Below are 21,984 nucleotides of genomic sequence, written 5' to 3'. Positions count from 1 at the left end.
TTATCATATTCTGTATTATTTATTGGTTCCTGAAAACCTTTGGCGATAATCCGGTCTTTTTCCGGAAAAACCGGGCAAAGTAATTGGGGTAATCGAAACCGAGGCTGTATGAAATTTCACTTACAGAAAGTGTGGTATTTTTCAATCTGTCTTTTGCCAGTTTAATTACGTAGTCGTGAATATGGTCTATAGGGGATTTCCCTGTGAAGTGTTTGGTAAGATCTCCAAAATAGTTGGCTGAAAGGTTACTTTTCTGAGCAAAATAAGCCACAGAAGGCAATCCTGCCACATTTTCATTTTCCCGGAAATAGTTTTCCAGGTTGTTGTAAAATTCATCAATGACTTTGTGATAAATAGTACGTCGGGTATCGAACTGGCGGTCGTAAAATTCTTTAACGTAGGTGAGAATCAGATTGACATATGAAATGATAACCGTTCTTGAATAGTTTTCTTTTTTAAATTCATGATCGGCTTTTCTGAACAGATCCCATAGAATGGTTTCTTCTTCTTTTGTCAGAAAGAGGGCTTCATGGTTGTTGTAATGAACAAAACTATAGTCTTTGGCATATTTTTCAAGATATCTGGCGCTTACCATAATGCAGAGGCCAGAGAACGGCGGTGCTATTTCCCACTCGAGCGTATTTTGCGGACAGTCTGCATACATATAAGAAGAATCTGACTGGTCTTCCAGCAGTTCATAGGAAACAAAACCAGTTTCCATAGGGGGTTTGATAGCCAAGAGGTAAAAATCAATAGTAACCGGTTCGGATTTTAATCTGATATCATGATATTCTTCGAAGTTCACGATGTGTAAGTCGTCGCTTTTTAAACCATCAACATTCAGATAGCGGCTAAATTCGGGTATGCTGAGTATTTTCGTTGTCATGTTACTTCTTTGAATGATGTAAAATTAAATATTTACGGTTATTCATTAGGGATACCTATTCAGGAAAGAAGGATACATTTTACTGACAGGTAAAAACTATTTGATCAATCCCAACATAATGGTTCCTAATATTAAACAGAATAAAATAAATACAGCAAAAGCCTTCGCAAACGTGATCCAATAATTACCTTTATCGAATGTGAAATCCAGAGGGTTGATGTTGTATATGGAATATACTGATGGATTGATGTGTAAATCCGGCCTGAAATACACAATTCCCTGAATATATCTTCGCCGTAAAGCTTTAAGATTTCCAATATAGCAGCTGTAGCCGGAATCTACTCCATCGAAATCTGCATCTGCTACAGATCCATTGTTATTTACCTGTAATACATAGATTTTATTTCTGGGAGTGCAGCTTACATCATATTCATCTGGAAAACCATATTTTTTCAGGTTATGATAAAGAATGCTATCTACCGTTCCGTCTCTTCTTTCATAATGAACCCCCTGATCATCCACTACAATTTTGTTAACCTCTCTCTTCCTGGCTTTCTTCCGATAAAGAATAAAACGGTATAAACCAAAACCTAAGACCGGGTAGTAAAATACTGCTGCCACAACAAATATTACAACTTTCCTAAAAAAAATAACAGGTAGTGCCACCAATATCAAAAACATCACCATTAATAAAAGTATAGCCAACGTTCTGGTAAGCCATGTCATAAGCCACCACGGCTCAGAGACTAATGGCAAAAAATCTTTTCTTACATCCTCTCGCATTGGTTCAAGGTATGAAAAAAGTAAATAATATGAAAGAACCGCCATAACTCTTTTATTCAATTGAAAATAAGAGTAAACAATGTTTAATGCTATACATAGGGAATTTACCAATATAACCTGTAATCTTATAATGATTATACAGAAAAGGAAACTTTCCGGTTTCCTTTTTTATTTCAATACATATTGTGTAAGAAATTTCTTTTTTTATCAATTATTATTTTAAGGCTCCTTTTTTATTGTCCCAGTTCCAACTGATTTTTAACTAAATTAAAATATTCTCCTTTTTTTGTTACTAATTCCTGATGGTTACCTTGTTCTACTATTTCACCTTTTTTCAAAACGATAATATTATCTGCACTTTTAACTGTAGATAAGCGATGCGCAATAATAATAACGGTTCTGCCTTTGAAAAACTCCTGTAAATTATCATGTATAATTTTTTCATTTTCTGCATCCAAAGCAGAAGTAGCCTCATCAAAGAAAATGAAATCCGGATTTTTATAAACAGCTCTTGCAATAAGAATACGCTGTTTCTGCCCGCCGCTTAAGTCATCTCCCGCAGCCCCTATCTTTGTATTAAATCCTAACGGAAGACCTTGGATCATTTCATATATATTGGCAAGTTTACAGGCACTGATCAATAGTTTTTCATCTGCGTCTCCCTGCATCGCAATATTCTCTCTTATTGTTCCGCTAAAAATGTAGGAATCCTGAAGAACAACTCCACAATTGTTTCTCCACCAATCATGATTTATAGTAAACAGACCTTCTTTTCCTAAGTTCAGTTCTCCGTCTGAACAGGGATAAAAGCCCAGCAACAGTTTAGACAAAGTTGTTTTTCCGCTTCCACTTTCACCAACAATTGCCACTACTTTCCCATTAGGAATTTCAAAATTAATATTTTTTAAAACATAGGACTGATGCCCTCCCGGATACTTGAACCATACATTTTTTAAACTGATATCCTGACGCAGCAGGCTATGATCTCCGTCTTTTAAATTGACGTTTTCATCAGTTTGCTGTAAAATTTCCTGAACTCTTTTATACACTAAACTTGAATCCTGGAATGAACGGAAAAACGCTACAAGATTTTCTATTGGGGCTGAAGCTATACCAATTATATAGCCTATACTCAACATCTCTCCAACAGTCATTTTCCCAAGTGATACCCAATAGACACAAAAAAAAGTGCTTGAAAATATAAATAACTGCTTAATAATACTGGTAACATTGGTTTGATAAATATCCAGAGTAAGACTTTTTACTTTGGTCTTGTATATTTTTTTTTGCAGCTCTTCCCACTTTGATATTTTCGAAATATGAGCATTGCTGATTTTAACAGAAACCATCCCTGTAATCATCTCAACAAGATGGTTCTTATTTTCTGAATTTAGTTTAAAAGCATAATAATCTATGATCCTTCTTTTATTATGAAACAAGTAAATCCATATCGTAGAAAAAACAGCAACTCCAATAAAGCCTAATGCTATATACTGATTGTATATTAAAAGCCTAATAACTAATACAATTAGTAAAAACACTGATAAAACATTAGACAGCAGCTGCCGGGTTAGTAACTGTTCAATTTTTGACTGTTCTTCTATTTTTTGTAATAAATCTGTATATAGTCTGTTTTCGAAAAAAGAAATAGGCAGCCTAACTGTCTTTTGCAGCAGGTCATTCAACATTTTGATGCTTACCTGTGAGCTGAAGTGTACACCCACAAAGTTTTGAAGAATGTTGATGAGCACCTGACCGCCATATAAAAGCATTTGAAATCCAAAAATTCCAACAATGATTTTTCCTTCTTTTGATTTCATTCCCTCATCAAACATTTTTTGAATCAGCTGAGGAAAAATATAGGAAATAACGGAACTGATTGTGATTAAAAAAATCAGCAGTCCTATTTTGAAGTTTTGTTTTTCTAAAACAGAATGAATATAGCTTTTAAAAATTTTTAAATCTTTTTGTTCAAAAGGAGGTTTGAATTCAACAAATTCTTCTGTTGGAATTAATTGCAGCCCTATTCCTTCGTGATCTGCTGAAGAAATCCAAAGTTTAACAAATTCTTCTTTTTTAAGTTTTAATCTTCCATATTTAGGATCTGAGATATAATAAAAATTATTTTTGATTTTATAGAGTACAACAAAATGTTCCTGCTCCCAATGTAAAACGCACGGTAAATGTACATCGTCATTCAATGTAGATAAAGGTACTTTAAAAGGAGTGGTATGAAAATAAAGCTTTTTGCCGGCATCATTTATATCTGCCAAAGTAACACCAGAACGCGTTACTTCGGTAAGATTTCTCAGATATACCAGGTCACAGTCTTTGCCATAATATTTTAAAATAATCTTGAGGCAAACAGGACCACAATCCATCTGTTCTATTTGGGAATAAAAAGGAAATTTGTTGAACACAATAATAAGTTAAATTGTTATGCCTAGTGTTTTTAGCTTTTTAGTAAATTTTTCATCATTCACTAATTGCGGATTATTGGTAACTGATATTTTATCTAAATAATTTTCTATTATAATCTTTACTAGTTTTTGCGGAGAACTTTGTATAGAAGAAAAATTTTCGTTCAAGAATTCCAAAAAATCCCCATCTTCAATTTTATTTATACATTGCATGGCTACCAGTAAGTTTTCCTGATCACCGGAAAATTCATTTTGCTTTAGAAGTGAATGAAAGATTTGTTGGAATATCCTTGCTGTTCTTTTATCATCCTTCAATGACTTCTGGATCGCGATATAAGAATTGTTGATGATATGTTTCAGCATTCCCTGTTTATCAATCCATGGTAAATCTTCCGCAATTTTTTGATAAAGGTCACCTTCATGTTTGTTAAACATAAAAAAAGCAATTATTTTTAAAACTTCTGCACTGTACTGCACTTCATCTTTTATACGTGCAAAAATTCTGATTTTGTTGAGTGACTGCTCTCCAATAATTATGGCAAAATAAGGAAATGTTTTGCTCTGAATCAAAGCACTTTCAATAGCATGATTAATATTTTCTTCCGCCAGTTCAAAATCATTCTCTACATAATTCTTATAGGCAAGCAAAGCATAGTCTAAACTTATCATTCCATGATAAATAGGATCTATAAAGTAGTTTCTAAGATTTTGCATTTTTGTATAATGATAATTTCCTAAAGTGGTATTCCCGGAACGAAAAGCAGAAAGTGATTTTTCAGATAAATTCATATAGTAAAACAACCCTGACTGATCATCTTCCGGAATCTCACTTTTAAATTCCTCAATCAAATTTTCAAAAATATGTCTCGGCTTTTTCACCTCATATTCACGAAATTCAACCGTTCTTATTTTATCTAAAATTATTGTTTCCATACATTATTTGTTAAGAAAGCACAGCCTGTTCATTAATATATCTCTGAAGAAGAATTCTATCATCAATATTAAATTTGAATGAAGGACACGCCGGGATATTGTCATACCAGTTTTTCGGGCACGCTCCACCACAAAGTGGAAGGAATTTGCAGCTCTTGCACCATGAGTTGTTATCCGGAATTTCATTAAACCAGTTTCTCATGACAATATTCTTACTGTCGACGTCCTTATCTTTCAGAATATTTCCGGCATAAAACTCAGAATTATCATATTTTGGAGTATACGGAATCTCCCAGCATGTAGAGACATTTCCGAAAGCATCAAATACTTCTGAAGTCTGGCTTACTACCATACATGGCTTGGTAACTCTTTCAGGAATGATCTGGGTTTTAAACTTTGCTTTTGACTGCAAAAGTTTCATGTAAACTTCTATTTCAAGCGCTGCAAATTCTTCTTTCGAAACTCCTTTAATGGTTGCTTTGTTATCCCCCCAGTCGTGAATTGGTGCCAGGTAGAAACTTACATGTTCTAAAATTCCTTCAGCTTCTAAATAATCAATAAAGTCTATCACATTATAACTGTTTTCTTTATCCACATTACATCTTATATTGAAGCTGGCTTCTTTTTGATAAAGTTCAGAATTAACAATTTCTTTAATATTTTTAATGATAATATCAAAACTGTTGGAGCCGTTTTTCAGATATCTTCTCTTATCATGGAATTCCTGAGTTCCGTCAACAGTAATCTGATATTCTGTAACTCTGTAATTTGTTACCAGTTTCTCAAAAAGAGAATATTTAAGGCTTAATGCATTTGTAATAATTTTGGAAGAATATTTTATGTTTTTTTCTTCACATAGGCTAATTAGCCGGGTTGACAAATTAGAAATAGCAGACAACCCTGTTAACGGCTCTCCTCCGTACCATGTGATGCTCAAATGTTCCAGATCGTTTGATAAATCTTCCATTTTATTAATGATTCTCTCATAGGTAAGATCTAATACTTCTTTTGACATACTTTTGCTGGTATGTAACTGACCACAGTAATGACATCCCAACTGACAGTTTCCGGAAGGCTGAATAACATATGAAAGTGTTTTTAGGTCCTGATGATCCACAGACATGATGTTATCAGATAAGATCTCCTTCAATTCATCTTCAAATTCAGGTACATAAAACTCATTTTTGATCAGATTAATAAAAATTTCTTCGGGAATCTCAGTGGTTTTAAGATTACATATTTTTTCATACAACCCTTTTTTCACTTCAATTGATGTTCCGGAACGGGTAGAAAAAAGGATGATATGATCATCTAAAATTTCTTCGTTTTCTATAGTATGTATATATCTTGATAATTTGTATTTCATAATTAATTTATTTTAATATTAAATAGAGTAGCACGAATGCTACTCTACTTTTTACTTTAGTTGTAACTCCAACATTCATTACCACTACAAGTCTGCGTACCTCCAAATCCCCAACAGTCATTCTGGCTTGTGCAGCTTGCCGCTAGTTCTAAAGGTAACTTACCTCCTTTGATTGTCTTTACTGAATTTTCGCTCATTCCCTGTAGCTTGTTTTCAGTGATTTTTTTAGACAATTCAAACAATTTTTTGTTTTTCATCACAATAAATCTTAGGTTAAAATTTTTTCTTGTAAAGTTTTAATTCCACACAAGACCCTGCAGAACATGATTTTGTGGAATCAGAGTATATTAGTTATAACTCCAGCAGCTGTTACCGCTGCATGTAGCTGTACCTCCAAATCCCCAGCAGCCGTTTTGACTTGTACAGTCTGCTACTAATTCCAAAGGCAGCTTACCTCCTTTGATTGTCTTTACTGAATTTTCGCTCAATCCCTGTAGCTTGTTTTCAGTGATCTTTTTAGACAATTCAAACAATTTTTTGTTTTTCATGACAATAAATTTTCATGGTTAATAATTTCCCTGAACAGTTTTAATTCCACACAGGGCCATACAGAACACAAATTTCTTTATGAAAAGCACCAGCAATCAGGATCTTTCTGCAAATCCGGTCTGCAATCACCCAGGTACACCGGCTACAATGGTAAGCGAGTAAACCACCGGTAATAAATACAAGGCCATCTTTTTGCGGTTTTTTCATTTTGACATTTGTGATTTTTTTAGATATCATTTCACGCTTTTTATTTTTCATAGAAATAAGTTTTTTATGTTTATTACGAATCTTAACTCTATTAAAAATAATTAAGCCCAATAGATCATGATTTTGAAAGAACTAATCTTCTTTCGTCATAAAATACTAACACTCGTTCTTTGAACAATCGCCAGCAGTGCCTCCGTATCCCCAGCATTCGTTCTCACGGCCGCATTCATTGGGTAACAATTCCAGAGGCACTTTTCTCTCCCCTAATAGTTTTTATTGCGTTTTCACCAGCTTCTAACAACTTGTTTTCAGTGATTTTTTTGGATAATTCATATAATTTTTATTTTTCATATCAATAAGTTTTCATGGTTAATAGTTTTGTTGAAAAGTTTTGGTTTCAGAGAGAGGCTGTGATAGCAAAGACCTTATGAAAGCTCAGCAATCATTAGATGAGCAGGTAAACGGTCCACAATAGGAATTATAATCAGGATGTCCATAGCACTGGCAATATTGTCCTTCCCTGCGTAGATGGTGAGAACTTCATGCTTTTCTAATTTTTTGATTTTACCGAGGGTTATTTTTTTAGATAACTCTCCAAGTTTTTGCTTTTCATATCAATAAGTTTTATGGTTATAAGTCTTTTTGAACAGCTTCAATTGCAAAAAGGATCTACAGAATTTTATGAATACATCCAGCAGTTGTTCTCTAAACACACCGGCGCCGGTCCACAATAAGCATAACAGTTCGGCCCATCATAGCACTCTTCTATGATGCTCTTCTTTCCAGCGTATATCGTGAGAACTTCGTATTTCTTTAATTTTTTGATCTTGCCCTGGGTTATCTTTTTAGATAACTCTTCAAGTTTTTTGTTTTTCATGATTATTAGTTTTTAATAAAAATTGCAGAATTACAGTCGGGGATTTTCATTTTGGGTTCTTCCTTTGTCAATATCTCCGGTATTCACCTTTTTTACTTTGTTATTTCCAAATGTTTTGGATATGCTGAGTGATATGGACCTTAAATTGGATTGTGAAAGGGCTTCAATATATCCGTCATTATTATATACTGTATTACGGGAGTTTGAAAGATTCAGCAGGTCTTTTACAGAAAGCTTGAATTTGAAATCTTTATAATTCTTTGAAACCTCAATCTGATTATTGATAAAATAACCGTTCTTCTTATTAACCAGGGTATATGGAGAGGTGTAACCAAAGTTGTAGCTGATGTTCCAGCCTTTATTCCAAAGGTTGTTTCCACTGATGGTAACAGAAGAGTTATTATACCATGAACTAGGATGGGTATCATAGATATCTGCATTATTGATATAATACATCCCTGTTGAAAGATTGAACATCCATTTGTTCTCAAATAACGGTTTGTTGTAGTTCAGCCCTACATAAAAACGTTTTACACTGCCTTCAAAGTTTTTAGGTCTCGTAACAGAAATATTATCCACAACCTCTGTATAAGGAAGAATAGGATTTTTTACAATTCCGAAATTGCTTACAAACACCCAGGTTCTTTTTATACTGTAGCTGGCATTAAACAAATACATCTTTGCTACATTCAGATCCGGATTTCCGGCTTCCCACCAGGTTTCGTTATTTTTATAGATAAACGGGTTTAAATCATCTACATAAGGTCTCCACAATGCGGTTCTGTAGCCCAGAGAAACTCTGTTGTTCTTATTGATCATATAAGAAAGGTTGATACTGGGTACAATATTGTTGTAATTTCTCGAGAAGTTCTCGTTAACCGTATTTTGTTTTGCACTGATGTTTGTGTTTTCATAACGCAGCCCTAGGTTAACGTCTAACACTGAAAAGAGTTTTTTCTTAACATTGGTATATAATGCGTTGATGTTTTCATGATAAATAAAATTATTAGAAAACAGGGTATTCAATGTACCGTCCGTATTATAATAGGTATAAGGATTATCTGTAGAAAGCCAATTAAACTTCCCTCCCGCTTCAAGGCTTATCTTTAGTTTTTCGAAAGTTTTGGAATAATCTATCCTTACTGTATAATTGTCTTTCTGATAATCATTATATATTAAGTTTGAATATGGATTGGTCAAATTAAAAAACTCTGTTGTATTGTCTCTGTGATGGGTGTAATAATCAAAGTTGATATCCAGCCGCTTGGATTTCTTATCATCATTAAAGCTGTAATAAGCATTTCCTCCGAAAAGATTCAGCTGATCATTTTGTGTATTTACCGTTCTGTTTTCAAAAATCCCACCTGTAGTCTCATAATATATATTTCTGTTTTCAAGGGAAGATTCAGGTGTTTTGTGATAATATTCCAAAATACCTCCTATACTGCTTTTCTCATTAAGCTCATAATCAAAACCTGTATTTCCTCCAAAGCTGGTTTCTTTAATCAACGTATTTCCTATAATCTGATTTCTGCTGGATTTTGAGCTATAGTTATCAATACTGTTTCTTTGCAGGTCATTATTATTTTCAAAAAACAACATGGTATTATTTGAAAATCTGTTTTTATGATAATTTAAAGCAATATTCACCTGCTGGCTGTTTTTTCTGTTTTGTTTATCTGTAATGGTAAAACTTCCCTTCAGTCCGTCTGTTTCAAGTTTCTTCAGCTTCAGATTAATAATCATCGCGTCTTCCAGGTCATATTTTGAAGAAGGATTGGTAATCAGCTCTATCTTTACCAGATTAGAAGCCGGCATCGCATTTAGATATTGTATTAAGTCTTTTCCTTTCAGAATTGATTTTCTATCATTGATGTAAACAGATGCATTGGTTCCTAAAAGGGTTATTTTATTATCATCTACTTTTAACAATGGTGTCTGAGAAAGAACTTCGGATATGTGATTTCCTACAACTAAATCGCTATTTTCAACATTAAAAACAAAACGGTCATCCTTTTGTTCAAAAAAAGGTTTTCTACCATTCACTTTTATTTCTGCAATTTGTTTTTCTATGACTGTTTTAATAGAATCTTTCTTCTCTTGAGAGAAACCCAACAACGGAAGCAGAACACTCACACCTATCAATATTTTCCTCATTTATTTCAATATTTCTGATGCAAACATCATAATTATACCCAAAGTCTACAAGATTAGTAATCCAAGATTGATCAATACCGGGATAGCCCTTTCCAAAAATTTACAAATTCACGATTCCGGAAAGCATTTATACAACTGATATGCACACACTTATACATATATCATAAAAATCCAATGATAATCCATAAATTTGCAGTGTATTTAGAGATATGAAGAAGTTTCATTTAATTATTTTAACTGTTTTTCCTGTTTTTTTCTTTTCTCAAAGCATAAAAGGACTACACATTCCAGACTCGTTAAAGAATAAAAGTTATAAGTATATTAATGATGCTTATAATAAAGTATTTCAGATTGACAATGATAAAGCTGAGCTTTTAGCCAATTATATTCTATTAAAAGGAAAGAAGGAAAGTAACAAAGACATCCTGTTTGATGGATATTATAATATTGCCCGGGTAAAAAATCTAAAAAATGAAAATGGCCATCCATTTGCAGATTCACTCATCTCTGCATCAAAAAACGTTAATAACTACGATTACCCAGCCAAATCTCATATATTAAAAGGTATTCTTTTCAATAATGAGGGGAAGTACAAAGCAGCTTTAGATGAATATACAGTTGCTATCGCCCTCAACAGGGCTGAAAATAAAGAACAGTTTTTTTATATAAACAAGCTCATTGCCATCCTAAAAACAGCCACAGAAGAATATCAGGAAGCCCTTCCTCTTTTTTTGAAATACTATGAGTATGAGAAAGATAAAATAAAAACCCACACTATAGATGCGAAAAACTATATTGCTTCTATTTTTTCTTTGGCTAATATTTATACTAAATGTAAGGACTATAAAAAAAGTATTGAATTTGCAGATCTGGGGCTGGCAGAATGTAAGAAATACAATAATTATTCTAATTACAGCTATCTGCTTATGATAAAAGGGATTAGCCTCTTTTATATAAAAGATTATTCGCAGTCTTATAAAATCCTGCTGGAAGTTGAAAAAGCATTGATAAATAATAAAGATTATACCAACCTCGGGGTTTTATATTACTATCTGGGGAAAATAAAATATGCAACCCGCAGTGAAAACGAAGCTATAGAATTCTTTAAAAAGGCAGATTCCATTTCTTTTATTTTCAACAGCTTTGAACCCATAAAAAGAGATGGATATGAAATTCTGATAGACTTTTATAAAAAGAAAGGCGATTTAAAAAACCAACTAAAATACATTGATAATCTGATACATAGCGACAGTATAATTGCTGTAAACCGCAAAAATCTTTCAAAAGAAATTCTGAAAAAGTATGATACTCCCCTGCTTATGAAAGAAAAGGTAAGTGTAATTGAAAAACTGAACAACCAGAATGCCTGGCTGATAGCGTCTTTACTGCTGATTACTTTAGTCTTCATATTCGTAATCAGAAAAAACAGAAAGAAAATAAAAGCATACGAAAAGCAGGCAAAAGTATTATCAGAAAAACCTTTGACTGCCCCTGTGCTGGAAGAAGAAAAAAAGAATGAAACTCCTATTACAGATAATCCTTCCACTATCGTTGAAAGAAAGGAAAAAGCTCCGAAAAGTGACCTTTCTTCCAATCCGAAATTTAAACTACTCATTGATAAAATAGAACAGTTTGAAAAGACTAATAGTTTTCTCAATAAAAATATTACTTTAGATTCTCTTTCAAAAGAATTTGATACTAACAGAGATTATCTTTCTAAACTGGTCAATGAATTAAAAGGCAAAAACTTTTCCCAATATCTGAATGAGCTTAGGATCAACTATATTGTTGAAGAATTAAAATCTAACGAAAAAATAAGAAAGCATACCATTGCTGCTATTGCTGATGATATTGGCTACAACAATGCTGAATCTTTCACAAATGCCTTTAAAAAAATAACAGGAACGCTTCCTTCTTATTATATAAAAGCCCTTAGTTAGACAAAACACAAATAACTAGCTATCAATACATTATAAAACTACATTGTCGGAATTTATCAATTCCGGCATATATATATTCTTTTTTAACAAGATTAGAACTTTATTTGCAACTCAAATTATTTAGAAATTAAAAGTATTTTACAAATGAAAAAATTAAAAAAAACTGAAAAAAAATTATCCTTAAACAAAGTTCAGATGTCTAAAATAAGAGGAGGGTTAAATTCTATGGTGAATGGTATTATGCTTGCAAATGGAGATAATGACACTGTTGTGGATAAGACACTTAATGACACTATCGATATAACAGTAAAAAACTAATAACCATTTCAATATTTTATCAGTAATTTTGAGAAAAATTACTGATTTTTATTTTTATGAGATACATACTGATTCTTCCTTTTCTTTTATTATTCAATACTATCCTTTCTCAAAAAATAAGCATTAAACAATTTAATGAATATAACATTGAGAATCTACAGCCTTTAATATCTTATTTAAGCACTGAAATACAAAAAAAATATAAAGAAAAAGACAAGGCTGTAAAATATGATAATCTTTTCAGAGTAAATTTGGCTGGGCAAAACTATGTTATTGCTTTAAATCAGATAGATTCAGTACGGAATGTTTACAAGAAAAGTAATCCTACTATTGCCTACGCAATGGGAACACAGTATGAGATCTATTTAAATGCTCAAAAAAACAAAAATTCCCATAAAGATTTTCAGGAAAAATATAAGGAAGAATTTTTTAAAAAGTATGAAAGTCTACCTATAAAATCACAGATAATACTTCCCCGTTATTTTAATGGTGATACTGAAAAAACGAAAAAAGAGATACTTACTTCCCTTAAAAGCGATTTTGAAAACAAAGACAGCATAGAATTAAAAAAAGCCATATTGCTTTGCAGAAACTATAATTCTTATATAGTAGGACCCACATTTGATATTGCAAAAAGCTATTTAAAAGAACTCGACTCTAAGAACTTCGAGGTAAAAGACAGTTTATTGGTCAATAATGAAATAAGTATAAGAGTTGTTTTAAACAAAAAAATAACCCATCCAGAATCTACAATTTTAGTCAATACCATTTATCCTGATACAGAAGATACAAATGATCAAAAGGTACAGGCAAGCTACGGCTATCATTCTGTTTATATATATCCCAGAGGAAAATATATAAGTAGTTCTGCAATAGAACCTTTTGAGCATGAGTCAGAGGATATTAATAAAGTTATTGATTGGATAATAAAGCAGCCCTGGAGCAATGGTAAAATTGGAATGATCGGAGGCAGCTATTTGGGATTCAGCCAATGGGCAGCGGCTAAAAATATTCACCCTGCATTAAAAACGATTATTCCGCAAGCTTCAGTAGGAATTGGTACTGTAGACTTTCCTATGAATAATAACATCTTTGCGTCATATTTTCTTCGCTGGATCAATTATGTTACCAATAATAAAATGCTTGATTCAGGCTTTAGGGATGAAGATCAATGGAATTCTGTTTTTAAAAAATGGTATGAAAAAGGAGAGGCATTCAACAGATTAGATTCTATTTCAGGTAAAAAGAATGAAATATTTCAACGCTGGTTAAAGCATCCGTCATTTGACAAGTATTGGCAGAAAATGACTCCTTATAAAAATGAATATTCTAAAATCAATATTCCCATTTTAACGATTACCGGATACTATGATTCTGATCAGCTTGGGGCTTTATACTATTTCAGAAATCATTATAAATATAACAAAAATGCAGATCATTATATGATTATTGGTCCATATGATCATTCAGGTGCTCAGGGTTATATAAAAAATAATTTAAAAGGATATACCATTGATTCGGCCGCTAATGTTGATATCGGAAATATTACAATGGAATGGTTTGATTATATTCTGAAGGGTAAATTAAAACCATCTTTCCTTAAGGATAAAATTAACTATGAGGTGATGGGAGCCAATGAATGGAAAAGCGTTTCTAACATTAATGATTTTAATAAAAACACGTTAAAATTTTATATCAGAACCAATAATCAGCTTTCTTTAGAAAATGATAAAGCTAAAAGTTTCACACCACTTACGATAGATTTAAAAGACCGGACCAATGTAGATGAACTTATTAAGCAGAAAGATAATGTATTGGATAATACTATTTATACCCCAGACGCCATTATATTTTCATCAAGCCCATTTGAAAAGGCTGTTGAATTTACCGGAAATTTCTTAGGCAAACTGAATTTATCTGTCAATAAAAAAGATATTGATTTATACATGAAATTGTATGAAAAAACTAAAGAAGGTAAATACTTCTTACTATCAACATACTACGGTAGAGCAAGTTATGCTAAGAACACTGAGAAAAGAAAACTCCTGCATGAAAACAAAAAAACAAGTATAAGCTTTACGAACAATGAGTTTGTGAGCAAAAAGATAGAAAAAGGGAGTCAACTGGTTTTAGTATTAGGAGGCATAAAAACCCCTTATATGCAAGTAAATTATGGAACAGGAAAAGATGTAAGTGAAGAAACTATTAAGGACGCTGCCTATCCTGTCAAAATAAAATTTTACAATAACAGTTTTATAGAAATCCCTATTTCCTTAAATTAATGCCACGTTTTCCTTTACAATTTTTTGACACCTTTATTGTCAGATCCCCACTTTTTTCTTACAAAGAATTTCAAAATATTTTTTATGATGAAAGTAACATTGATAAAAATTTAGAAAAACATTTTAGTAATACCATATTCAGAGAAGCTATTTACCTAGCTTCTCTTTCTTTGTATCAAGAGATAGAAAAGTCTGCAGGGAATGGCCTTATCATCTACAATTCTCTAAACGAAAGAATAAAAAATGCGTTACTAAAATATTATAACCGTACAAGTACCCGCTGCACACCATTTGGTTTATTTTCAGGTGTAAGTACTGGAAAATTTGAAAAAGAAAATAAAATTTCTTTATTTTCAGAAAATACAAAATTAAGAGATACAAAGCTGGATATGCATTTTTTAGTTGCATTATCTGACCATCTTCTTACAATTCCGTATATTAAAAACCGTATTTTATTCTTCCCGAACAACACTATTCACAAGCTTGGAAATAAAATCCGTTTTATAGAATATGAAAATAAAGATGGAAAAAGAGATTATATTATTTCTTCCGCTCCGTTTTCTGAAGAATTAGAATATATATTAACGTTTTCTGAAGCAGGTAAAACAATTCATCAGCTTGCCAATACCCTTGTTAATGAAGAAATATCTTTAAAAGAAGCAATACAATTTATTGATGAACTTATAGAAAACCAGGTTTTAATAAGTGAGCTTTATCCAAATGTTTCAGGATATGATTTTTTAGACCAAATCATCTTCATCTTAAGCAGAATTGATGCCCATCAGGAAAATAAGATTTTAATCACCATTAAGAATAAGATTAATGAACTGGATCAGAGCTTTGGAAATACTATAAATACATATTCTGAAATTGAAAGTATTATCAAAACTCTCAATTTAAAATATGAAAAAAAATATCTTTTTCAAACAGATCTTTATTTCGATAATGAGACAAACTTATCTTATCAATGGAAAAAAGAATTGAAAAAAGGAATTTCTTTTTTGAATAAAATTACTACTCCTTATAACGAGAGCAATTTAGACCTATTCAAAAAGGCATTTCATGAAAGATTTGAGGATGAAGAAGTTTCTCTTTCTTATGCCTTAGATCCGGAAATTGGAATTGGCTACTTACAAAACGATTCAGCAAAAGGCATTCATCCTTATATTGAAGATTTAATATTGCCACCCTCTGCTTCCAAAAAAAAATTCCAGTTTAAACTGAGTCCGATACAAATTATTCTCAATCAGAAATTACAGAAATCCTATTGGAATAAAGATTATATAATTCATTTATCTGATGAAGATTTTAACAATTTTGAAGAGGACTGGAAATATCTGCCTGATACAGTAGCAGTAATGGCAGAAATTATTTCGGAAGAGCAACATGAAAAGATATTTATTAAAGGTATCAGCGGAAACGCAGGTAAATTATTAGGAAGATTTTGCTCTGAAAAATCTTCCATAACGGACTTAGTGAAAGACATTGCCGAAAAAGAGCAGGAGCTCAATCCAGACAAGATTTTAGCCGAAATTTTACACTTACCTGAATCAAGAATAGGAAATGTAATAAGAAGACCTTCAATAAGAAAGTATGAAATCCCTTATTTGGCCAATTCTGTTCTTGAAAAGAAATATCAGATTTTGGTAGATGACCTATATCTGTCAATAAAGAATAATCAATTATTTTTAAGATCAAAGCTGCACAACAAAGAAGTTATCCCTCATTTAACAAACGCACACAATTATTCAAATAATTCTTTGCCTGTTTATCATTTTTTGTGTGATTATAATAATCAGAATGTAAAACCTTATTTATCTCTTGATTGGGGCAGCTTATCTCAAATCTATGATTTCTTACCACGGGTGGAATATCAAAATATAGTCCTTTCAAAAGCACGATGGAAAATAGATTCGGAGCAAATTCATTATTTTGCTTCAATGATTCAACCTGATAAAAAAGATATTCTCCTTCAAAAGGTTGAAGAATGGCGAAAATTAAAATTAATCCCACAATGGGTACAGTGGATAAAGGGAGATAACACTCTGGTTGTTAATTTGAAAAATTATGATTTAACCCAAATGCTTTTTTCTTCAGTAAAAAATGAAAAAGAAATTCTGATTGAAGAGTTTTTATATAATAATCAATCTGAGCATATGAATCAGTTCATTTTTACTCTTTATAAAGATCTATAAATAATATGATAATCAGAAAATTCCATCCTGGAAGCAAGTGGTTGTATTGCAAGGTTTACACTGGAATCAAAACTTCAGATATTATTTTACAAGAAGTTTTAGAACCATTAATTGAACAATTAAAAAATCAAAACCTTATTGAAAAATGGTTTTTTATTAGATATAACGATCCCAAATCTCACTTACGGATAAGATTCAACATTATAAGCTTGGATGATTACAGCTATATCTTAGCTATCATCAATTTATCATTTAAAGAGTACATGGAATCAGGAGAAATATCTTCTATCATTATGGATACCTACTCAAGAGAACTTGAGCGTTATGGTGAAAATACGATAGAATATGCAGAGGATCTCTTTTTTAAGAGCAGTGAACTAATCTTAAACTTTTTGGAGTACAGTGACGAAGAAAAAATTATGGTTTCTCTATTTTATATTGACCATATTTTAACAGCTTTCCATCTATCTCTTGAAGAGAAAACAGAATTTACAATGCGTTCTGAGAATGCTTTCAAAAAAGAATTCAATGCAGATAAAAACTTAAATAATCAATTAAAGAAAAAGTATAAGGAGTTTTATCCTCAATACTTTGAATTTATTACTTCTGAAGAATATGAAGAAATCAGAGATTTAATAAAAAGTAATATTGCTGAAATTACATTAACGCCTGAAGAATTTTCAAAATTGGAAAAAGATAATTTATTAAAAATAAAACTAAGAGATTTCTTCAAAAGTATTTTTCATATGCATATTAACCGGTTATTTATTTCTCATCAAAGAATATTTGAAATGGTAGTTTATGATCATTTATTCCGTATGTATAAGGCGAATAAAGATTATATGATAAATTAAGATGAATTTATGACAAGATAACTTTATCAATTTTTTGCTTATTCTATAATTTAAAATGTTGCAGTATTGTTGCAGTCAAGAAATAAAAAAAGCACCTACATTTCTGTAAGTGCTTGATTTTATGTGGTCCCACCTGGGCTCGAACCAGGGACCACCTGATTATGAGTCAGGTGCTCTAACCAACTGAGCTATAGGACCTCAAAACTTGGTTAAATTTTGTGTTTGCAAAAATAGTAAAATTTCTTTCACTACAAAATTTTTTATTGCTTTTCTTGGCAAAGTTCTACCAGTACTCCGTTCGTCGACTTTGGATGAAGGAATACAACTAATTTGTTATCAGCACCTTCTTTTGGTTCTTCAGAGATAAACTGAAACCCTTCTTTTTTTAATCTTTCTACTTCTTCCAGGATATTTTCGACTCCAAATGCTAAGTGATGAATGCCTTCGCCCTTTTTATCAATAAATTTTGAGATTGGGCTTTCAGGGTTACTGGCTTCCAGCAGTTCAATTTTACTTTCTCCCGTTTCATAAAAAGAAGTTACTACTCCTTCCCTTTCCACCGTTTCTTTTTTATAGGATTCTTTTCCCAATAGCTTCGTAAAAAGCTCATCAGAAACGCCTAAAGACTTTACAGCAATACCAATATGTTCTAGCTTCATAAATACTAATAAATATAATTAAATCGTAAATTTGATACTGCAGTTGAATTTCAAAGTATCAATTCAAACAAAAGTACTAAATTTGCAGAAATTATGGAAAGTAACAGACAAAGAAAAGTAGCACAGATCATTCAGGAAGACTTCGCAGAGCTTTTCCGCAAACAGGCTGCAGAAAGCAAACAGAGCATATTGGTATCTGTTTCAGATGTAAAAGTAACTGCTGATTTAGGAATTGCCAAGATTTATTTAAGCATTTTCCCACAGGAATTCCGTACCGCTGTGATGAAGGAGATTGAAGAAAACAAACCTCAATACAGAAACTTCATTGGCCAGAAAATGGCAAAGCAGGTGCGTATTATTCCACAACTTAACTTTTACCTGGATACCGCTCTTGATGATGTTGAAAAACTGGAAAGAGAATTAAGAGGCGAAGGCGACAATCCTGTTTTATAGATCTTGAAGAATATTGCATTTTACATAGCATCCAGATACCTTTTGGCAAAAAAGGGAAGTACTGCCGTTACGTTCATTACGTGGTTGTCCGTAGGCGCCATGACGGTTGCTGTGGCTGCAATGTTCGTCATTATTTCTGTTTTTTCAGGACTCGAAGACCTGAACAAAGACCTTATTTCCAATCTTCATGCAGATCTTACTTTAAAAAGCACTTCCGGAAAAACCATTAAAAATCTGGACAACGTCAATAAAGTACTGAGCAGCAATAAAGAAATCACCAGCTTTTCCCGTGTGATTGAAGAAAAAGTATATATCAGCTTCAATGGAAAAGGTGATATTGCTTATTTAAGGGGCGTTGATTCTGCTTACGTAAATGTAAATCCTATTAATAAAGAAGTATTCTACGGAACTTATCCTGGTTTCAAATACTCTAATGAGGTTTTGATGGAAAACAGTCTTGATAACAGACTTTCAATCCCTGTGGACTCTTCCAATCATTATGCAACGATCTTTATGCCCAAGCCGGGAACAGGAATAATCAATAAGGAAGAAGACATCTACAATAAAAGAGATATTCTGGTAACAGGTGTTTTCCCGGGAAAAGATCAGCTGGACAACTATATTATCTCTCCTATTGAACTTACGGAAGAGCTGCTCAGCCTTCCTAAAAAATCGGCTTATCAGATTGTTATTAAATTAAAAAATCCGGAAAATGCAGATGCTGTAAAACAAAGTCTGCTTGCTTCACTGGGGAAAAGTGTGGAAATCAAAACCAAAGAGGAAGAGAATGCAGCTTTCTGGAAAATGATCAACACTGAAAAACTTTTTATTTACCTGATCTTTGCACTGGTCATCTTTATTACCACCTTTAATCTTGCCGGAGCGATTATCATCCTTCAGCTTGATAAAAAAGAGCAGGCAAAATCATTGATATCACTCGGTTTCCCTTTAAGCCATTTAAGAATGACCTATTTTTACACCGGAATCCTGATTGTGATTTCTGGCGTTATTACCGGATTAATTCTGGGAACAGCACTTTGCTATTTCCAGCTGTATACAGAATTCTTCAGAGCCAATGAAGTACTGCCATTCCCGGTAAAAATTGTAGGTAAAAATTACCTTATCGTAGCACTTACTGCCTCTCTGTTCGGAATTACCATTTCATGGTTCTTTTCAAAAATAAGCAAGGAATATATTACTAAAAACTAATATATTAACTTTATATATTACATACAATTAACACACTTCGGTTTCATTTTTTCGTACCTTTACGCCCCAATTTTAAAAAATGAAACGAATTTTATCTTTTTTTCTTTTAGGCGCTACATTTATATGCGCTTTGGCGCAGGCTCCGGCAGGATATTATAATCAATCGCCAACCTTAACAGGTGCAGCTCTGAAAACAGCTCTTATGAACATTATCAGTACCGGACATGTTGATCATGGATATAGTGGTTTATGGACGGGCTATGCTACCACTGACCGTGATTATTTTTATGAAAATGACGGAACAATTCTGGATATTTATTCTGAAAATCCAAATGGAGCAGATCAGTATAATTTCATCCTGGGGACCAGTCAATGCGGATCTGCCGGATATTCTAATGAAGGTGACTGCTACAACAGAGAGCACGTTATTCCTCAAAGTTTATTCAACAGTGCTTCTCCGATGGTAGCTGATATTCATTTTATCCGGGCTACAGATGGAAAAGTAAACGGAATGAGATCAAATTATCCTTACGGAATCGTTGGTAACACTTCTTTCTTATCTAAAAACGGATCAAAATTAGGAACATCTGCATCGGCAGGATATTCAGGTACTGTTTTTGAGCCTATTGATGCTTTTAAAGGAGATATTGCCAGAATGATTCTTTATTTTGTAACAAGGTATGAAGGCCAGCTTTCGAATTTCACTACGGGTGATATGCTTGGCAGCACAGCATTTCCGGGACTGCAGCCCTGGGCCCTTAATCAATATTTAATTTGGAATGCAATGGATCCCGTCTCTCCTGAAGAAATTGCAAGAAACAATGCTTCTTACACCTACCAGGGAAACAGAAACCCATTCATTGATCACCCTGAATATGTCACTCAGATCTGGGGAGCTCCGGTTATTGACAGCCAGCCACCTACGGCAGCAACCAATCTTGTTGCCAGCAACCCTACTTCAAACTCTATTGCTTTAAGCTGGACTGCCGCAACAGATAATGTTGGAGTAACTTCTTACCAGATTTATGCCAATGGAACTCTGAAAGCTACTGTTTCAGGTACAACAACTTCTACTGTTGTTTCGGGATTATCTCCATTAACTCAGTACACATTTTACGTGATTGCTAAAGATGCTTTCGCAAACTCTTCGCCACAAAGTACAACCGCTACAGAAACCACTCTTGATACACCTGCCGGAGGAGGAAGCTGTGGAACTGAAAATTTTGAAATGATCAGTGGTCCTGTAAATACATACCTGACAGTAAACTGGACAAACAACGGAATTTCATGGACTGCTACAGATGCAAGAGCTGACCAGACCATCAACAATAAAGCCATTACCATCAGAAATGGCTCTTTAACAAGTTCAACTTTTTCAGGTGGAGTTCAGAACTTAACTTTAACTACTCAACTTAAATTCTCCGGAAGCGCAGGATATTTTAATGTTTTTGTAAACGATGTGAATGTAGGAATGATTCCTTACAGTAATGTTGCAACAACAACTACCATTTACAACATTAATGTAAGTGGAGATGCCGTGATTAAGATGACAAATTCTTCTCCTACCAACAGAGTTGCTCTTGATGATCTTAGCTGGACATGTTTCGGTAGTACGTTAGCTACTGCTGAAAACCAAAATGACAAATCAGCATTTACCATCTACCCTAATCCGGTAAGAAATAATGAATTATTTGTAAAAGGAGAAAACCTGGGTAAAATTTCAAAAGCTGATATCTATGATCTTTCAGGAAAATTAATTGAAACAATAACCAATCCTTTCAGACATTCAAACAAAATCAACCTTAAAGGTTTGGTTAAAGGAACTTACATCCTGAAAACAGATAATTTCTCTACTAAATTCATCGTAGATTAATGATTAAAAAATATTTCAAACCA

General features: G+C 32.8%; 19 protein-coding genes and 1 tRNA gene. 8 read left to right on the top strand and 12 right to left on the bottom strand.

Annotated features, from left to right (window positions below; genetic code table 11):
* Nucleotides 1–19: 19 nt before the first annotated feature.
* The 10 genes from ACP3T3_RS18440 to ACP3T3_RS18395 form a co-directional block, all read right to left on the bottom strand.
* On the bottom strand, nt 20–886 hold the full coding sequence (locus ACP3T3_RS18440) for a helix-turn-helix domain-containing protein (RefSeq protein WP_426477216.1): 867 nt from the start codon (nt 884–886) through the stop codon (nt 20–22).
* A gap of 96 nt (nt 887–982) precedes the next feature.
* A complete protein-coding gene (locus tag ACP3T3_RS18435) occupies nt 983–1,507 on the bottom strand; it encodes a hypothetical protein (RefSeq protein ID WP_426477215.1) in 525 nt (174 codons plus the stop codon).
* Between the two features lie 395 nt (nt 1,508–1,902).
* Nucleotides 1,903–4,050, bottom strand: a complete 2,148-nt coding sequence (locus ACP3T3_RS18430) for a peptidase domain-containing ABC transporter (protein ID WP_426477214.1) — start codon at nt 4,048–4,050, stop codon at nt 1,903–1,905.
* Between the two features lie 48 nt (nt 4,051–4,098).
* Complete coding sequence (locus ACP3T3_RS18425; protein ID WP_426477213.1) at nt 4,099–5,022, bottom strand: hypothetical protein; 924 nt, start codon at nt 5,020–5,022, stop codon at nt 4,099–4,101.
* 10 nt (nt 5,023–5,032) lie between these two features.
* Nucleotides 5,033–6,388, bottom strand: a complete 1,356-nt coding sequence (locus ACP3T3_RS18420) for a radical SAM protein (RefSeq protein WP_426477212.1) — start codon at nt 6,386–6,388, stop codon at nt 5,033–5,035.
* A gap of 56 nt (nt 6,389–6,444) precedes the next feature.
* Nucleotides 6,445–6,645, bottom strand: coding sequence for an ecotin (locus ACP3T3_RS18415; RefSeq protein ID WP_126653576.1), 201 nt, complete (start codon nt 6,643–6,645; stop codon nt 6,445–6,447).
* Between the two features lie 90 nt (nt 6,646–6,735).
* Nucleotides 6,736–6,936, bottom strand: a complete 201-nt coding sequence (locus ACP3T3_RS18410; RefSeq protein ID WP_426477211.1) for an ecotin — start codon at nt 6,934–6,936, stop codon at nt 6,736–6,738.
* Nucleotides 6,937–6,976: 40 nt separating this feature from the next.
* Nucleotides 6,977–7,195, bottom strand: coding sequence for a hypothetical protein (locus ACP3T3_RS18405; protein WP_426477210.1), 219 nt, complete (start codon nt 7,193–7,195; stop codon nt 6,977–6,979).
* Between the two features lie 628 nt (nt 7,196–7,823).
* Nucleotides 7,824–8,021 (bottom strand): ecotin, encoded by a 198-nt coding sequence (locus tag ACP3T3_RS18400; RefSeq protein WP_426477209.1) that lies wholly within the window; start codon nt 8,019–8,021, stop codon nt 7,824–7,826.
* Nucleotides 8,022–8,051: 30 nt separating this feature from the next.
* A complete protein-coding gene (locus ACP3T3_RS18395; protein ID WP_426477208.1) occupies nt 8,052–10,178 on the bottom strand; it encodes an outer membrane beta-barrel family protein in 2,127 nt (708 codons plus the stop codon).
* 209 nt (nt 10,179–10,387) lie between these two features.
* Here ACP3T3_RS18395 and ACP3T3_RS18390 point away from each other — a divergent pair, with 209 nt between their 5' ends.
* The 5 genes from ACP3T3_RS18390 to ACP3T3_RS18370 all read left to right on the top strand — a co-directional run bounded on the left by ACP3T3_RS18390 (nt 10,388) and on the right by ACP3T3_RS18370 (nt 17,767).
* Nucleotides 10,388–12,118: a helix-turn-helix domain-containing protein gene (locus ACP3T3_RS18390; RefSeq protein ID WP_426477207.1), complete on the top strand. Its 1,731-nt coding sequence runs from the start codon at nt 10,388–10,390 to the stop codon at nt 12,116–12,118.
* A 144-nt stretch (nt 12,119–12,262) separates the two neighbouring features.
* Entirely contained in the window at nt 12,263–12,436 is a 174-nt protein-coding gene (locus ACP3T3_RS18385) for a hypothetical protein (protein WP_426477206.1), read from the top strand.
* 56 nt (nt 12,437–12,492) lie between these two features.
* The gene (locus ACP3T3_RS18380) at nt 12,493–14,718 is read left to right on the top strand and encodes a CocE/NonD family hydrolase (RefSeq protein ID WP_426477205.1); all 2,226 of its coding nucleotides are present in this window, start codon (nt 12,493–12,495) and stop codon (nt 14,716–14,718) included.
* Complete coding sequence (locus ACP3T3_RS18375) at nt 14,718–16,913, top strand: lantibiotic dehydratase family protein (RefSeq protein WP_426477204.1); 2,196 nt, start codon at nt 14,718–14,720, stop codon at nt 16,911–16,913. Before ACP3T3_RS18380 ends, ACP3T3_RS18375 begins: the two co-directional genes overlap by 1 nt.
* A 5-nt stretch (nt 16,914–16,918) precedes the next feature.
* Nucleotides 16,919–17,767, top strand: coding sequence for a thiopeptide-type bacteriocin biosynthesis protein (locus tag ACP3T3_RS18370; protein WP_426477203.1), 849 nt, complete (start codon nt 16,919–16,921; stop codon nt 17,765–17,767).
* A 124-nt stretch (nt 17,768–17,891) separates the two neighbouring features.
* Here ACP3T3_RS18370 and ACP3T3_RS18365 read toward each other — a convergent pair.
* Together ACP3T3_RS18365 and mce are read right to left on the bottom strand one after the other, a co-directional pair.
* Nucleotides 17,892–17,965, bottom strand: a tRNA-Ile gene (locus tag ACP3T3_RS18365).
* 62 nt (nt 17,966–18,027) lie between these two features.
* Entirely contained in the window at nt 18,028–18,426 is a 399-nt protein-coding gene (mce, locus tag ACP3T3_RS18360; protein ID WP_426477202.1) for a methylmalonyl-CoA epimerase, read from the bottom strand.
* Between the two features lie 93 nt (nt 18,427–18,519).
* Between mce and rbfA the strand changes: the two genes are divergently transcribed.
* The 3 genes from rbfA to ACP3T3_RS18345 all read left to right on the top strand — a co-directional run bounded on the left by rbfA (nt 18,520) and on the right by ACP3T3_RS18345 (nt 21,961).
* Entirely contained in the window at nt 18,520–18,879 is a 360-nt protein-coding gene (gene rbfA / locus ACP3T3_RS18355; RefSeq protein ID WP_089697032.1) for a 30S ribosome-binding factor RbfA, read from the top strand.
* A gap of 3 nt (nt 18,880–18,882) precedes the next feature.
* On the top strand, nt 18,883–20,088 hold the full coding sequence (locus ACP3T3_RS18350) for an ABC transporter permease (protein ID WP_426477201.1): 1,206 nt from the start codon (nt 18,883–18,885) through the stop codon (nt 20,086–20,088).
* Between the two features lie 79 nt (nt 20,089–20,167).
* Nucleotides 20,168–21,961: an endonuclease gene (locus ACP3T3_RS18345; protein WP_426477200.1), complete on the top strand. Its 1,794-nt coding sequence runs from the start codon at nt 20,168–20,170 to the stop codon at nt 21,959–21,961.
* Nucleotides 21,962–21,984: the final 23 nt, after the last annotated feature.

Origin of the sequence: Chryseobacterium sp. CBSDS_008, assembly GCF_049959325.1 — a bacterium.
In the GTDB taxonomy this organism is placed as follows: domain Bacteria; phylum Bacteroidota; class Bacteroidia; order Flavobacteriales; family Weeksellaceae; genus Chryseobacterium.
This window is presented reverse-complemented; position numbering and strand designations above follow the sequence as displayed.